Source organism: Photobacterium gaetbulicola, from assembly GCF_003025515.1.
GTDB classification, from domain to species: Bacteria; Pseudomonadota; Gammaproteobacteria; order Enterobacterales; family Vibrionaceae; genus Photobacterium; species Photobacterium gaetbulicola.
Genome location: NZ_PYME01000034.1, coordinates 1 through 14,723, shown reverse-complemented (window position 1 = coordinate 14,723; position 14,723 = coordinate 1). Strand labels below are relative to the sequence as shown.

The window sequence follows — 14,723 nt, the reverse complement described above, 5'->3', positions numbered from 1 at the left end:
TTTTTATTTTTTAAACAAACACTTTGTGTAAATTTCAGCGCGCTTTTTGACCTGCGTTGGATTCAATGCGGTAAGTGCATTGTTTTGCTTTTATTTGTGCCTGCTATTTCATACCCTGAACCATACAGTGGAATAATAACAAGTTGGTTTAGGGAATATGGATTTTAAGCCTGAGGCGCAGAGTGCGCTCAAGAAAAAAGTGTCATTGCCCGTGGTTGGCGGCATCCTCGGGGCCGCTGCGTTGTTCGGCCTGGTCAATAACTCCGTGCTGATGACGGACGCAGGGTACACCTATGTGCACCAGAACAACCTGACCGGGGATCTGGATGTGTTCAACCAGCCCGGTATCCATTTTAGGATGCCGTTCTTGTCGAAAATCACTAAGTATGATCAGGTGATCACCGTCTCCTACGGCAATACCACCGGCGAGGATTTCTACCAGCGCCTACCGGCTATCCAAGTGCGCTTTGCCGATACCTATGTCGGTGAAATCCCGGTGACTTTCCGCTTCAAGTTATCGCAAGATCCGGAATCGATTATCAAGATGCACCGGGAGTTCCGCAACAACAGCAACCTGATTGATGCCCTGCTGGTGAAAAACGCCCGTAATGTGACCGTCATTACTGCCACCCAATACACCGGTGAGGAGTTTTTCCAGGGCGGATTGAACCAGTTTAAGTCCAAGTTGGGCGACCAGCTGCGTGACGGCATTTACATGACCGAGCGCCGCCAGGTCGAGGTCGAGCAGATTGATCTGGCGCCGGTCGGGGTGAACCAGAATAACTCCAATCAACTTCAGCGCACCCAGCAGCTGGTATGGAAGACGGTGCCGATGCTCGATGCCCAGGGTAACCCGAAGCGTCAGGACAACCCATTGCGCCAGTACGGTATTGCCGTGACCCAGGTAACGATTGGCGATCCCAAACCCGAGGGGCAGCTGGACAAGCTGCTGACCGACAAGAAGCGTTTGGTTGCAGACCGTATCCGTGCTATCCAGGAGCAGGAGACCTCGAAGGCACAGGCGGAGACCGAGCAGCTGCGCAAGGAAATCCAGCGTACCCGTGAAGTACAGGATGCCCAGCGCAACAAGGAGCTGGCGATTATTGCCCAGCAGAAGGAGGTCGAGGTCGCCCGCCAGATCGCTGAGCGGGAGATTGTCGAGGTCGAGAAGAATAAGCGATTAGCGGAAGTGGACAAGGAAAAAGAGCTGGCGATTGCCGAGGCAAACCTGGCTATCCAGAAAGCCAATGCCCTGTCGGCAGAGTACGAAGCCAAGGCGATTTTGGCCAAAGGACGGGCGGAAGCCGAAATCCTCAAAGCCAAATACGATGCCTATGGCGCCAACCGTGATGTTTATTTGGCTGAGCTGAACCGTGACGTCTCAACTGCCTTGTACAATAACCTGAAGAACTACCAGGTGGAGATGCCGAAAAACTATTTCGGCGGTGAGGGCGGCAAGATGACCACGAATCTGGATGTGATCACCGGCTTTGGCGCGTTGGGAATTTTGGAGCAGAGCGAGAAGCTGGCAAACCAAGCTAAGCCATAACGGACTCTTTCTATAGGCATAAAAAAAGCACCGCTAGGCGGTGCTTTTTTCGTTTCGCATCACGATTAGATCATGAAAACGAAAATCACAGCTAGCGCAGACACTAGGAATGCCGCTGCGTAGCATGCTACTTTACCTGCCACACCCGTGTGGAATTTCAGGTCGTGCATACCGTGGTGCAGACGGTGCATCGCGTGCCACATTGGCAGAGCCAGGGTCGCGATAGTAAACAGTGCACCGATGAAGCTGGTTACGAAGCCAGAAACGCGCTCGTAGCTCATTGCTTCAGCGTCTAGCATACCCAGTGGGACCATGATACCCAGTACCAGTACGGTCACAGGTGTTAGCATTGCAAACCAAGTACCGCCAGCACCGAACAGACCCCACCATACTGGTTCGTCAGAACGTTTAGGATTTAGATTAACCACGTGGCTCTCCTTAAACTAGAACTAGTACGAACAGTGAAATTGCAGCAACCGCAGCCCACTGAGATAGAACAACAACTTTCTTATCCAGCGTTTTGCCTTTCAGTTTGATAGGCATCACCTGAGGCATCATGCTGAAGAAAGTCTGAGCGTGGAACAGGCTACCCAACAGTGCCAGCACGTTCAGGATAACAACGACTGGGTTCGCCATGAACTCAAGCCAGCCGGCCCATGCTTCAGGGCCTTTCACTAGGCTACCTAGACCGAAAGTCAGGCAGATAGTGAAGAAGATCAGTGGTAGTACAGTTGCTTCACGAACCATGTAGAAGCGGTAGAAAGGATGATCCTTCCACCAAGTGCGCTTCATTTCGCGAACGTAAGGTTTACGATTGCTCATCCTTATGCCTCCTGAGGTTTCATCATGGCGATAACGAAATCTTTAGAAGATTCCACTTTGCCTTGGTTAACCGCTGCTGCTGGGTCTACGCTCTTCGGACAAACCTCAGAACAGTAGCCAACAAACGTACAGCCCCATGCACCGTTTTCACCGTTGATCAGCTTCATACGCTCATCAGAACCGTTGTCACGGCTGTCTAGGTTGTAGCGGTGTGCCAGGGTAAGTGCTGCAGGGCCGATGAACTCAGGGTTCAGACCGAACTGAGGACATGCTGCGTAGCAAAGGCCACAGTTGATACAACCTGCAAACTGCTTGTACTTCGCCATTTGCTCTGGCGTCTGGTTGTTTGGACCGTCTTCTGGCTTGCGATCGTTGCCGATGATGTATGGCTTGATAGCTTCTAGGCGCTCGATGAACGGCGTCATGTCTACCACAAGATCTTTCTCGATAGCGAAGTTAGACAGCGCCTCGATTTTCAGGCCGTTCGGGTAGTCACGCAGGAAGGTCTTACAGGCCAGTTTTGGCACCTTGTTGACCATCATGCCGCAAGAACCACAGATTGCCATACGGCAAGACCAGCGGTAAGCCAGATCTTTGTCTAGGTTGTCCTTGATGTAACCCAGGGCATCAAGCACAGACATAGTTTCGTTAAACGGTACTTCGAACATTTCGAAGTATGGTTCTGCATCTTTCGCTGGGTCATAACGCAGAATTTCTACTTTTTGGATGCGATTGTCTGACATTACGCCTGCTCCCCTTTCTTCGCTGCCGCTTCGGCTGCTTCTTTCGCTGCCGCTTCTTCTGCCGCTGCACCGTATAGACGGGCTTTTGGCTGAGACTTGGTGATTGTTACGTCGCTGTACTCGATACGAGGTGCGTCGTCACCGTTGTAGAACGCCAGTGTGTGTTTCAGGAAGTTCACGTCGTCACGCTCAGTGCAGCCATCGTCAAGACGCTGGTGAGCACCGCGAGACTCTTTACGCTGAATCGCAGAGTGAGCCATCGCTTCTGCAACTTCAAGGCCGTAACCTACTTCGATTGCGTATAGCAAGTCAGTGTTGAAGACCTTGCCTTTGTCTTTGATGCTGATGTTCTTGAAGCGAGCACGCAGTTCGGCCAGCTTGTCGATAGTTGCCTGCATCAGGTCTTCTTGGCGGTAGATACCACAGCCCGCTTCCATGGAGTGACCCATTTCAGTACGGATGTCAGCCCAGTTCTCGTCGCCTTCTTGTGCCATTAGGGCATCAATGCGGTCCTGAACAGCCTGAACCTGTGCAGTGATCGCTGCATCGTTCCAGCCTTTGAATTCTTCAGCGCGTTTAGCCGCACCTTCACCGGCTAGACGACCGAATACCACAAGCTCAGCCAGTGAGTTAGAACCTAGACGGTTAGCACCGTGCAGGCCTACAGAAGAACATTCACCCACGGCGAATAGGCCCTTGATGCGTGTTTCGTTGTGCTTGTCAGTCTCGATACCACCCATGGTGTAGTGAACCGTTGGACGGATTGGGATCGGCTCTTTAGCAGGGTCAACGTTAACGTAAGCTTTTGCTAGCTCACAGATGAACGGTAGACGCTCGTGCAGGTACTCTTCACCCAGGTGGCGAAGGTCAAGGTGTACCACGTCACCCAGTGGGTGCTTGATGGTGTTGCCTTTCTGCAGCTCGTGCCAGAATGCCTGGGAAACTTTGTCACGAGGACCTAGTTCCATGTATTTGTTCTTCGGTTGGCCAACTGGTGTTTCAGGGCCCATGCCGTAGTCTTGTAGGTAACGGTAGCCGTTCTTGTTGACGATGATACCGCCCTCACCACGACAACCTTCGGTCATCAGGATACCTGTGCCTGGTAGGCCAGTTGGGTGGTACTGAACGAACTCCATGTCACGCAAAGGAACACCGTGGCGGAAGGCCATAGCCATACCGTCACCGGTTACGATGCCGCCGTTGGTGTTACAGTTGTAAACGCGGCCAGCACCACCTGTTGCAAGAACAACAGACTTCGCTTTAATGCAGATCAACTCACCTTCGGCCATGTGGATAGCCACAAGACCCTGCACTTCACCTTCTTCAACCAGTAGGTCTACAACAAAGTATTCGTCGAAACGCTTGATTTGATCGTATTTGATAGACGTCTGGAACAGGGTGTGCAGCATGTGGAAGCCGGTTTTATCCGCGGCAAACCATGTGCGCTCAACCTTCATACCACCGAAGCGGCGTACGTTCACGTCACCATTTTCTTTACGGCTCCAAGGACAACCCCATTGCTCTAGCTGGGTCATCTCGCGGGTCGCGTTTTCTACGAAATATTCAACAACGTCCTGTTCACATAGCCAGTCACCACCGCCAACGGTGTCGTTGAAGTGGTTGTCCAAGCTATCCTCATCCTTGATGACGGCAGCGGAGCCACCCTCTGCAGCTACGGTATGAGAGCGCATTGGGTAAACTTTAGAAATAAGAGCAATTTCCAAGTCTGGGTTTGCTTCAGCAGCAGCGATGGCAGTACGAAGACCTGCACCACCCGCGCCGATTACAGCGATATCTGTGGTAATTGTTTTCACAGCTATCCTCCGGAGGTAAGACGATAAAATTTAAAAAAGTACGCCTGAGCGTACTTAACCTTGAAATCCTAAAGGCATTCTATGAAACAATATCGATAGAAAATTTGATTTAGACGCAGCTTTTTAAATGAAATAGCCCAAAAGTATAAGGGGATTACATAAAGTGTGATAATTGTCACAATTTGTAATGTTTTATGGTTGTTAATTAAACGAAATGAAATGTGTTATTTGTTTCTGGCTCATTAATGGCGTGTTTCGGGTATACTTGCTAAGTAGCTAATAAAGAACAGGTTATTGAGCGGGTAAATGTTTGCTTTGGCGGTGAATGTTGTTTTAATGCGACTTTTGTGGTTATTTTGTTGTGGTGGTGTTTCTTGTTATCGATTGTTTTGCGAATGATTTGATAGCCCGTTGAACAGGGTTTTTCATAATATGTCATATTCCATTCACCCTCTAACGGCTTGCCCGTCTACTGGAGCGAATAGCGCTGTGAGCCGGCGGGGAATGGGGTAAAATAGCCCTTCAATCCACCCAACCATTTTTCAGGCTATGACTACCCATTGGCAACCAACAGCCCCTCTTGGCCGCCTCAAGCAACGAGCGGCGATCCTGGCGACGATCCGCGATTTCTTCGCTCTGCGTGAGGTGATGGAAGTCGATACCCCGGCGATGAGCCAGGCAACGGTGACCGACATCCATCTTCACACCTTCCAGACGACCTTTGTCGGCCCGGGTTATGCCGACGGTCAGCAGCTATACCTGATGACCAGTCCTGAGTTCCACATGAAGCGCTTGCTGGCGGCTGGAAGCGGGCCTATCTATCAGATTTGTAAGTCATTCCGTAATGAAGAGTCGGGGCGTTTCCACAACCCGGAATTCACCATGCTGGAGTGGTACCGCCCGGGCTTCGATCACCATGCACTGATGGACGAGATGGATGACTTGCTGCAATTGGTACTGAAATGTGATGCCGCCGAGCGAATGACCTACCAGCAAGCCTTTGTTGAGGTGCTGGGCGTCTGCCCGCTGGAAGGAAGTATGGCTGATCTGAAGGTTGTCGCTGCTGGGTTGGGGCTGGCCGATATCGCCGAGCCCGAGCAGGACCGCGATACCTTGTTGCAGTTGCTGTTCAGTGTGGGTGTCGAGCCGAACATTGGCCAGCAAAGCCCGGTCTTTGTCTATGACTTCCCGGCTTCTCAGGCGGCACTGGCCCAGATCAACCCGCAGGACAGTCGGGTTGCCGAGCGCTTTGAGGTGTACTTCAAGGGCGTTGAGCTGGCCAATGGCTTCCACGAGCTGTCCGATGGCGACGAGCAGCTGTCCCGATTCGAAGAAGATAACCGTAAGCGCGAGAAAATGGGACTGGCACCCCAGCCAATCGACATGCACTTGGTGTCGGCATTGCGTGCCGGGTTCCCGGATTGTGCTGGAGTCGCTTTGGGCGTGGATCGTTTGATCATGCTGTCGCTGGGCGTGGATCATATTGATCAAGTCAGTGCGTTTCCGATCACCATAGCCTAAATGCTGATCTTGAGGCTGGGCTGCATATCCTAGCTGTTTTGCGAACAGCCAGACCAATGAACCGCGCGGCAAGATTGCCGCGTGGTTTGTTTCTGCAGGCAGAAAAGGTTCATATATCTGGTGGCAGGAGGGTATCGCTGCCGCGGCCAAAGCTGGGGGAACAGCCAGTATTGCGAGTGTTATCGTATCTCTCTTGTTTTGGCGTTGTCGCAGGGTAGGATTCCAAGGCGCCTTAACCAAACAGGTCAAATCATAATCAAATCACACTTTAAATGCAAATGGTTATCACTTGCGGTTGGTGGTATCAGTATCAACCTAGTTCCCAGCTCCGCCATGAGAGCCCCGAGCCACGCTGCGGCAGGGGGCGCTGACGAGTGTGTAGCCGCAACAGCGCCGGTTATCGTGGCAATGCACCAAGGTTAGGCGTTTATTCCAGCACAACCCGGGCATTGAGCGGCTGCAGCGGGCGGGCATTGTCGCCCATAACGTTGTGCAAGCTGTCGATTTGCTGCGCGCTACTGGTTTGGGCTTCACGCATGACAAACCAGCGCACCCCTTCGCTGCACGGTGGGGTGGTCAGCGAGCCGCTGAAGCGGTAATACTCACGCTCCCTCGGCAGCAGATCCGCCGGGTTCAGGACGTTGTCGAGTGGTACGGTTTGGTTTTTTTCGGGAACGGTTGCCAGCAGGCCATCGAAAGCCTCGTTGCCCCTAGGACCTGTCTTGAACATCGCGGCGACCACTGCCAGTTGGCCCTCGGCATTGGCATGGACAAAATGCACCTCAAGCGGGAATTGCTTGCCGGCAATAAAGTTTTCCGACGGGGTATGGAAGTGGAACTGCTGGAGATCGAAGGTTTGGCCGTCGATGATCAACTGGTTCTTGCCCTCGACATTGGCCTGCACGGTATGGCCGTTGTTGATCACCTCACGGACCTTGCCCTGGTAGTCGATATGCAGCGGGGCCAGCTCCGCCTTGATGGTACGCTTGATATCGATCGGGGTCTGGTTGGCTCCCTCGCCGCAGGTGGTAAAGTGTTTGCCCCAGTGATCAACGCCGTGCTCTCCCGTATAGCTCCAGTCCGCCGCTTGGGCATTGGTCAGTGATGCCGCCGCCATGGTGAGCAGTAGGGCTTTGAAAGGCCATGGTTTCATGTTCGATCCTCGCTGTATGTTCTGTTTAATTCGCCTCCGTGCATAGTGTAGTGGTTGCGGGCGACTGTGGAGGGGAAGGCGTCGGAATTGGCAGCCATATCCAGTAATGGAGAAAAAAGCGGAGGGGAAATGAAAACCTATTTTTTGGATTTGCGAGGTAACAGGCAAAAAGAAAGCCACCCGGCAGGGCGGCTTTGGAAAGTAAGAACAATACCGGGGGACATCAGACCCTAAAGCGCGATACATCACGGCACATGCTCGCGGCGGTGGCATGCATTTCCTTGGCACTTTCGGTCACGGCATCAGTTTGGACCGACAGGTGATCGGACACATCTTTGATGGCCTGGGTGTTACGGCTGATGTCTTCGCTGACGGCACGCTGCTCTTCGGCGGCGCTGGCAATTTGGGTTGCCATATCCGAGATTTCACTGATCGCCTGGGTGATTTGGCTCAGGCTATCGCTGGCGGCTTCGGCAAACCCCACACTTTCACCGGCCAGATTGGTGCTGGCCTGCATACTGTCGACGGCCTGGCGGGTGTTTTGCTGCAGGGTTTCGATCATCGCGCGGATTTCCTCCGTCGAATCATGGGTGCGCTGGCTCAACACTCGCACTTCATCGGCAACAACAGCAAAGCCGCGTCCTTGCTCGCCCGCCCGGGCGGCCTCAATGGCGGCGTTGAGTGCCAGCAGATTGGTCTGCTCGGCAATGCCTTGGATAGTCGACAGAATTTGATTGATGTTCTGGGCATTATTTTCCAGTTCGTGGATCACGCTGGCTGCATCTTGTACCTGTGTGGCCAGCGAGGTAATGGCATTGCGGTTTTGGCTGATCACTTCCTGTCCCTGTTCGCAAGAGCTGGTGGACGCCTGAGCCGCAGCCGCCGTCATTTCAGCATGGCTGGCCACTTCGGCGGAGGTGGCTGACATCTCATGGATCGCGGTGGCAATCTGGTTGATGTCGTTTTGCTGCTCGTTGACCTTCTGGTTGGCTTGCACAGTTTGTTGGGCTGATAGCTCAGCTTGCTCTCCGAGACGATCGGATTGGGTGACCACGCCTTTGATCATGGTCTGTAGCTGGCCAAGAAAGCGGTTCATGTTATCGGCCAAGACACCAATTTCATCCATCCTTTCAATATCAATACGCTGGGTCAGATCGCCTTGGCCTTCCGCCAGTTGGGCTACCGATTCATTGAGGCGTGATAGCGGGCGAAGCAGGTTGTTGATAATCAGAGTCGCGATTGCCGAAATGACAATATACAGACCGACAGAAGCCAGCAGGATAAAGGTGATCTGCTCGCCGATGGAGGCAAAAGCCAGGTTCTTGTCTTCCACCAGGGCCAAGGTCCAATCGGTACCTGCGATAGGGGTGGCGTAGATCAACTTGTCGTTGCCGTCGCTGTCGAGATGGAAAGTGTGGATGGTTGGGCTGGCGATCAACCGCTGCAACAGCTGTGGGGTTAACTCGTTATCGAGCTGGCTGAGCGGCTGTTGGCTGAGTGACTCATCGCGGTAGGCGACGATATTGTTGTTACCGTCAACCAAGAAGGCAAAACCGTTGTTGTCCAGTTGCAGGTTAAGGACCTGGTTGATGATATCGGTGATGGTCAGATCCGCCGCCAGTACGCCGCGGTGCTCCCCCGCAAAGGCCTTAGCAAAGCTGACGACCATGCTACCATCGAAATCCTCGTAGGGCTCGGTCAGGATCAGACCATTTTGGCGCATGGCATCCTGGTACCAAGGGCGGGTGCGCGGATCATACCCATCAGGCCAATCCTCGGTTTTGTCACCATAGGCAATCGTGCCGTCATTGAACCCGGCGTAGACCGACAGGAATTGCCCAGCCCGCTTGGTCAGCAATAGCTCGCGATCGACATTGTCCTGATTGGCGATCAGGCTTTCGTTGGCCAGCATCATATCGCTGCGGATGGCGAGCCAGTCACTGATATTGCTGCTGGTGCCCTGGGCAATATCACGCATCTGGTTATTGATGGCCGTGTAGGTTTCCTGCCTGAGCTGGGAGATGGAAATCCAGGCCTGGACGGCACTGACGGTGGCGATAATCACTGCAATCGCCAGTTGTATCTTGTGTTTGATCGTTAGCTTCATGGTTATCTCTCTCGGCTGCCTAATATTGGTGTTATTGAGGTGGCATTTCCGGTGTGGTTAGTGGAGCGATGTGAGCCTTGGGTAAAGCGAAAACCCCCTTGGCGGAAGGTGAAATATCATCATGGATAATTGACGGAAATAAAGTGATCGTGTTAACAGAAATGTGCTCCTGATGCTTCAAAGTCGTCAGGTTGTGAGAAGGCGGCATATGCCGCCTTCATACTGCCGAAGCGGGCATTCGTCAGGTAAGTACCATCGCGCCGAGATAGACTACAGCAAGGCCGACCACGCCGATGATCAGACCGGTTTTGGCCATGTCTTTGCTTTCGATGAGTCCCGTTGAGTAGGCGAGGGAGTTCGGTGGCGTCGATACCGGTAGGATCATACCGAGCGAGGCCGAGAAGGCCACGACGACCAGCACGCCCTGCAGGCCGCCTAGTGATGCCAGGCTCTCCATCGATGCTGCTACTGCAGCAGCAATAGGGATCAACAGGTTAGCCGTCGCTGTGTTGGACATGAAGTTTGCCATCAGCCAACAGATAACCGACAGAGTCAGTACCACCGCAATCGGCGAGAGCGCGTCGTAGTCCACCGCATGAGCCAGGGCACGAGCCAGGCCAGTCTTATCCAGCGCCAAACCGATAGCGATACCACCGGCAACCAGCCACAGTACTTCCCAGTTGATCAACTTGATTTCGTCTTTGCCCATGATCCCAGTTAAGGTGAACACCGCCAACGGGATAATCGAGACGACATAGACATTCATGCCGTGGAGTGAGCTGGTCATCCAGAGCAGAATGGTCAAGGCGAAGGTAATGTACACCACAATGGCCTGCCAGCTTTTCTGGAACTGACCGTTGAGTTCGAGCTGCATGTGGGTCTGGGTTGATGGGAACATTTTCTGCAGCAACCACCAGGCAAAGGCCAACTGAAGGATCACAAATGGCAGGCCGATCATCATCCAGCCCAGGAAGCTGATGGCGTTCTCGCCAGTTAAATACTGCAGGGCGATGGCGTTTGGTGGGGTGCCGATTGGTGTCGCGATCCCGCCAGTGTTGGCGGCGATCGGGATACACAGTACCAAGGCCTTGATACCGATATCCCCTTTCGGCACGGAGGCCACGATAGGGGCCAATAAGGCTAGCATCATCACGGTGGTAGCGGTGTTGGACATGAACATCGAGAACACCGCAGTGATCAGCATCAGGCCGAGCATGATGTATTTCGGCTGGGTGCCAAACGGCCTGAGTAGAACCCGTGCTAGATTGTTGTCCAGTTCATACTTGGAGGCGGCAATCGCCAGGGCAAATCCCCCCATGAACAGGATAATGATAGGGGATGAGAACGAGCCGAGGATATCGGTGTACTTGAGCACTTCCCCCATCTCGTGCCCGGCGGGGGGGGTACGGAAGGTATGCAGCCCGCTGTCGGAGATCATGATCAGTTGTGAGGTAATGATCAGGATCGAGGTGGCAAAGACGGGAACGGGCTCGAGTACCCATAACAGGGCGGCCAGGGCGAAGATGGCCAGCAGGCGATGTTGGGAAACGGTTAATTCAGCAATTGGAATGGCATCGATAGGCAGCATCAGTATCCCGAGCGGGATCACGAATGCGACCAGCAGTTTTACGAGCTGGGAGACAGAGATTTTTTTCATAGTATGTTGGTTTGCTTATATTATTGACTGAGCCCAGCATACTATTTGGGTGGTGATATTTTCCTCGATATGGTCAATTTTTTGCATAAAAAAAGGGCCGTCGAAGGCCCTTTTTGTTCAAAAATGTTAACCGTTTAGACTTATTATTGCTCACCGGAAACGCGCGTTGCGTAGGCGCTGCCCATTTTGGTCGGGACACCGGCTTCCAGACCGTCGACAAACTCGATGGCATTTTTCGGGAATAGGTTGATCACTGTCGAGCCTAGCTTGAAGCGGCCCATCTCCTCCCCTTTCTTGAGAGTGATGGCCTGCTCTCCCTCGGCAGGGTAGTTCCAGCGGTGGATTTCCGGGCTGCGCGGTGGGGTAATGGTGCCGGCCCACACCGTTTCAATACTGCCGACAATGGTTGCACCGACCAGCACTTGGGCCATCGGGCCAAATTCGGTATCGAAAATACACACTACACGCTCGTTGCGGGCAAACAGGTTCGGTACATTTTTTGCCGTTAGTGGGTTGACCGAGAACAGCTCGCCCGGAATGTAGACCATATGGCGCAGGATGCCGTCACACGGCATGTGGACGCGGTGGTAGTCTTTAGGGGACAGGTACAGTGTGGCAAAGTGGCCGTCCAGGAACTCTTCGGCCAGGGTCTGGTCGCCACCTAGTAGCTCTACGGCTTCATAGGTGTGGCCTTTTGCCTGGATAAGCTCGCCACCGGTGATTGGGCCCAACTGGCTGACACAGGCATCGGCCGGATGGCAGATAACCGTGGCAGTGTCATCGATTGGGCGGGCGCCGTCTTTGAGTTCACGGACAAAGAAGTCGTTGAAGGTATCGTAAGCCGCCGGATCAGGGTTACGTGCTTCATTCATATCAATGCCGTACTGGCGGATGAACCAACGGATCACCGCGGTAGTGAGTTTGCCAGCCTTCAGGGAGGCAAGTTTGCCAGCGAGCTGAGTCAGGGTTTGCTTTGGCGCGCAGTACTGCAAGCCGATTTTGAAATTGTCGTGCACGGTATCGTCCAGAAACAGTGAGTCTTTCAACAAGGTGGTTACGTAATTATAACTTTGGCTCGTCATAATACCTAACTTACCGGGTAAAGTCAGTTACTTGCTGTCGTGGTTGCGGCTCCCTACATAAAGGGAGCCGCCAGCTATCAATCAGGCTTATTGCGCGAGAACTGCCGGTTGGCGACATTCTCCGACATGCTGTCGATGATTTTGTGGTAGCTGTCGTAACGGGCCTGATGGATCTTACCCTCCTCGACAGCTTCGCGAATGATGCAGCCCGGATCATTGCCGTGTTTGCAGTCACGGAACTTACAGCCGCCCAGGTAATCGCGGAACTCAACAAACGCTTCGGTCACCTGCTCCGGCTCAAGGTGCCAAAGGCCAAACTCTCGTACCCCCGGTGAGTCGATCAGATCGCCCCCATCAGGGAAGTGATATAAGCGCGCGGCGGTGGTGGTATGCTGACCAAGGCCAGAGTTCTCTGACACATCCCCCACTTCGGCGTCTACTTCTGGCATCAGGGCGTTGACCAGGCTCGACTTACCGACACCAGACTGGCCGGCAAAGATGCTGATATGACCTTTGAGATCTTCGCGCAAGCCATCTAGGCCTTCACCGGTCTCTGAGCTGACCAGGCGTACTTCGTAGCCAATTTCTTGATACAGCGACAGGGTCTCTTCGACCTGTTTGCGATCGTCCGCTTCAAGTAGATCGACTTTGTTGAGCACGATCAGCGGTGGGATCCCTACCGTTTCGGCTGCGATCAGGTAGCGGTCAATAATATTGAGTGATAGCTCGGGCAATACCGCCGATACGATAATGATCTGGTTGACGTTGGCCGCCACGGCTTTGACGCCATCATAGTAATCGGGACGGGTCAGCATCGACTCGCGCTCATGAACGGCTTCTACCACCCCGGCAATGCCCTGCAGCGCCTCAACGCCCGGACGCCAGACAACGCGGTCGCCAGAGACTAGGCTCTGGATACTCCGGCGCAGGTTGCAGCGATGAATGATCCCGGTTTCCGGATCTTCGACATCGGCATGCTGGCCGAATCGGGTGATCACCAAGCCTTCACGAGCAGACTCCAGCAGGGTTTCATCCCACTGGACATCATCTTTTTCGCGCTTCAGTCGTTTGTTTTGGTTAGAGCGCACGCGGCGGCTCTGACCTTTAGTAAGCTTTTTCTTTTTTGCCACAAGAATATCGTTCAGTTAAGTTGGCTTACGGTAATATACCAATGTGTCGCCAGCCGAAAACCTATAGTGGTAGCCTCGGCAACGGCGCTAGTTTGGTATTATCATACATGGTTTACTCATAGAATAGGCAATATCCGATGATGATCAGCGATCAGAACCTTATTTGGATCGACTTAGAAATGACTGGGTTGGATCCCGAAACCCATAAAATCATTGAAATTGCGACAATTGTGACCGATGCGCAGCTCAATGTCCTGGCTGAGGGACCGGTACTGGCGATTCACCAGCCTGAAGCTGAATTGACCAAGATGGATGAATGGTGCACCACCACCCATACCAACAGCGGTTTGGTTGAGCGGATCCGTAAGAGCCTGGTTAGCGAAGACGAAGCGGTACGCCAGACCATCGCCTTCCTGGAGCAGTGGGTTCCGAAAGGGGCATCACCTATTTGTGGTAATAGTATTGGTCAGGATCGTCGTTTTCTCTATAAGCACATGCCTGAGTTGGAGCAGTATTTCCATTACCGCTATTTGGATGTCAGTACCCTTAAGGAGCTGACGCGCCGCTGGAAACCAGAGGTGTTAGATGGTTTTAGCAAGAAGGGCAGCCACTTAGCGTTGGATGATATTCGCGACTCGATCGCCGAATTGCGCTACTATCGTGAGCAGATCATGAAAATTTGACGAGGAAATAGACGGTTGGATGGGAAATATCAAATTTTTTTTGAGATCTATTGCATCCGTCTCATTTCCTCGTATAATGCGCAGCCTCGAAAGGCAATTCTTAGTTTGGTTTGCCTTTCAATATAATACGGACGCGGGGTGGAGCAGCTTGGTAGCTCGTCGGGCTCATAACCCGAAGGTCGTCGGTTCAAATCCGGCCCCCGCAACCAATTCTCTTTTGAGAAAATGCGACACTAGCTCAGTTGGTAGAGCGCAACCTTGCCAAGGTTGAGGTCACGAGTTCGAACCTCGTGTGTCGCTCCAGATTTATGGCTTTCATTGTGCCTAACAGTGACATGCGACACTAGCTCAGTTGGTAGAGCGCAACCTTGCCAAGGTTGAGGTCACGAGTTCGAACCTCGTGTGTCGCTCCAGATTTATGGCTTTCATTGTGCCTAACAGTGACATGCGACACTAGCTCAG

At 53.0% G+C, this 14,723-nt stretch carries 12 protein-coding genes and 3 tRNA genes; 6 read left to right on the top strand and 9 right to left on the bottom strand.

Annotation, left to right across the window (positions count from 1 at the left end):
- Positions 1 to 157 precede the first annotated feature (157 nt).
- Positions 158 to 1,549: an SPFH domain-containing protein gene (locus tag C9J03_RS22580; RefSeq protein ID WP_044622061.1), complete on the top strand. Its 1,392-nt coding sequence runs from the start codon at positions 158 to 160 to the stop codon at positions 1,547 to 1,549.
- Between the two features lie 65 nt (positions 1,550 to 1,614).
- Here the strand turns inward: C9J03_RS22580 and frdD are convergent, their stop codons facing one another.
- Genes frdD through frdA form a run of 4 tightly spaced genes read right to left on the bottom strand, consistent with a single transcriptional unit; the run spans position 1,615 to position 4,928 of the window.
- Positions 1,615 to 1,977 (bottom strand): fumarate reductase subunit FrdD, encoded by a 363-nt coding sequence (gene frdD / locus C9J03_RS22575; RefSeq protein ID WP_039458945.1) that lies wholly within the window; start codon positions 1,975 to 1,977, stop codon positions 1,615 to 1,617.
- Between the two features lie 10 nt (positions 1,978 to 1,987).
- Positions 1,988 to 2,371 (bottom strand): fumarate reductase subunit FrdC, encoded by a 384-nt coding sequence (frdC, locus tag C9J03_RS22570; RefSeq protein ID WP_039458941.1) that lies wholly within the window; start codon positions 2,369 to 2,371, stop codon positions 1,988 to 1,990.
- Between the two features lie 2 nt (positions 2,372 to 2,373).
- On the bottom strand, positions 2,374 to 3,114 hold the full coding sequence (locus C9J03_RS22565; protein WP_039458938.1) for a succinate dehydrogenase/fumarate reductase iron-sulfur subunit: 741 nt from the start codon (positions 3,112 to 3,114) through the stop codon (positions 2,374 to 2,376).
- Positions 3,114 to 4,928 (bottom strand): fumarate reductase (quinol) flavoprotein subunit, encoded by a 1,815-nt coding sequence (gene frdA / locus C9J03_RS22560; protein ID WP_044622060.1) that lies wholly within the window; start codon positions 4,926 to 4,928, stop codon positions 3,114 to 3,116. The genes C9J03_RS22565 and frdA overlap by 1 nt, the downstream gene beginning before the upstream one ends.
- A 549-nt stretch (positions 4,929 to 5,477) precedes the next feature.
- Here frdA and epmA point away from each other — a divergent pair.
- Complete coding sequence (gene epmA / locus C9J03_RS22555; RefSeq protein WP_044622059.1) at positions 5,478 to 6,449, top strand: elongation factor P--(R)-beta-lysine ligase; 972 nt, start codon at positions 5,478 to 5,480, stop codon at positions 6,447 to 6,449.
- A 427-nt stretch (positions 6,450 to 6,876) separates the two neighbouring features.
- Here epmA and C9J03_RS22550 read toward each other — a convergent pair whose 3' ends face one another.
- The 5 genes from C9J03_RS22550 to rsgA all read right to left on the bottom strand — a co-directional run bounded on the left by C9J03_RS22550 (position 6,877) and on the right by rsgA (position 13,578).
- Entirely contained in the window at positions 6,877 to 7,602 is a 726-nt protein-coding gene (locus tag C9J03_RS22550; protein ID WP_044622058.1) for a carbonic anhydrase, read from the bottom strand.
- Positions 7,603 to 7,825: 223 nt separating this feature from the next.
- Positions 7,826 to 9,709: a methyl-accepting chemotaxis protein gene (locus C9J03_RS22545; protein WP_044622057.1), complete on the bottom strand. Its 1,884-nt coding sequence runs from the start codon at positions 9,707 to 9,709 to the stop codon at positions 7,826 to 7,828.
- A gap of 241 nt (positions 9,710 to 9,950) precedes the next feature.
- Positions 9,951 to 11,366 (bottom strand): SLC13 family permease, encoded by a 1,416-nt coding sequence (locus tag C9J03_RS22540; protein WP_044622056.1) that lies wholly within the window; start codon positions 11,364 to 11,366, stop codon positions 9,951 to 9,953.
- Between the two features lie 143 nt (positions 11,367 to 11,509).
- Positions 11,510 to 12,382, bottom strand: a complete 873-nt coding sequence (gene asd, locus C9J03_RS22535; protein ID WP_044624330.1) for an archaetidylserine decarboxylase — start codon at positions 12,380 to 12,382, stop codon at positions 11,510 to 11,512.
- 143 nt (positions 12,383 to 12,525) lie between these two features.
- The gene (gene rsgA / locus C9J03_RS22530; protein WP_044622055.1) at positions 12,526 to 13,578 is read right to left on the bottom strand and encodes a small ribosomal subunit biogenesis GTPase RsgA; all 1,053 of its coding nucleotides are present in this window, start codon (positions 13,576 to 13,578) and stop codon (positions 12,526 to 12,528) included.
- Between the two features lie 137 nt (positions 13,579 to 13,715).
- On the opposite strand from rsgA, the gene orn reads away from it, so the two are divergent.
- The 4 genes from orn to C9J03_RS22510 all read left to right on the top strand — a co-directional run bounded on the left by orn (position 13,716) and on the right by C9J03_RS22510 (position 14,674).
- Positions 13,716 to 14,261, top strand: coding sequence for an oligoribonuclease (gene orn, locus C9J03_RS22525; RefSeq protein WP_044622054.1), 546 nt, complete (start codon positions 13,716 to 13,718; stop codon positions 14,259 to 14,261).
- A gap of 132 nt (positions 14,262 to 14,393) precedes the next feature.
- Positions 14,394 to 14,470 (top strand) — tRNA-Met (locus C9J03_RS22520).
- An 18-nt stretch (positions 14,471 to 14,488) separates the two neighbouring features.
- Positions 14,489 to 14,564, top strand: a tRNA-Gly gene (locus tag C9J03_RS22515).
- A 34-nt stretch (positions 14,565 to 14,598) separates the two neighbouring features.
- Positions 14,599 to 14,674: transfer RNA gene (locus tag C9J03_RS22510), tRNA-Gly, on the top strand.
- Positions 14,675 to 14,723: the final 49 nt, after the last annotated feature.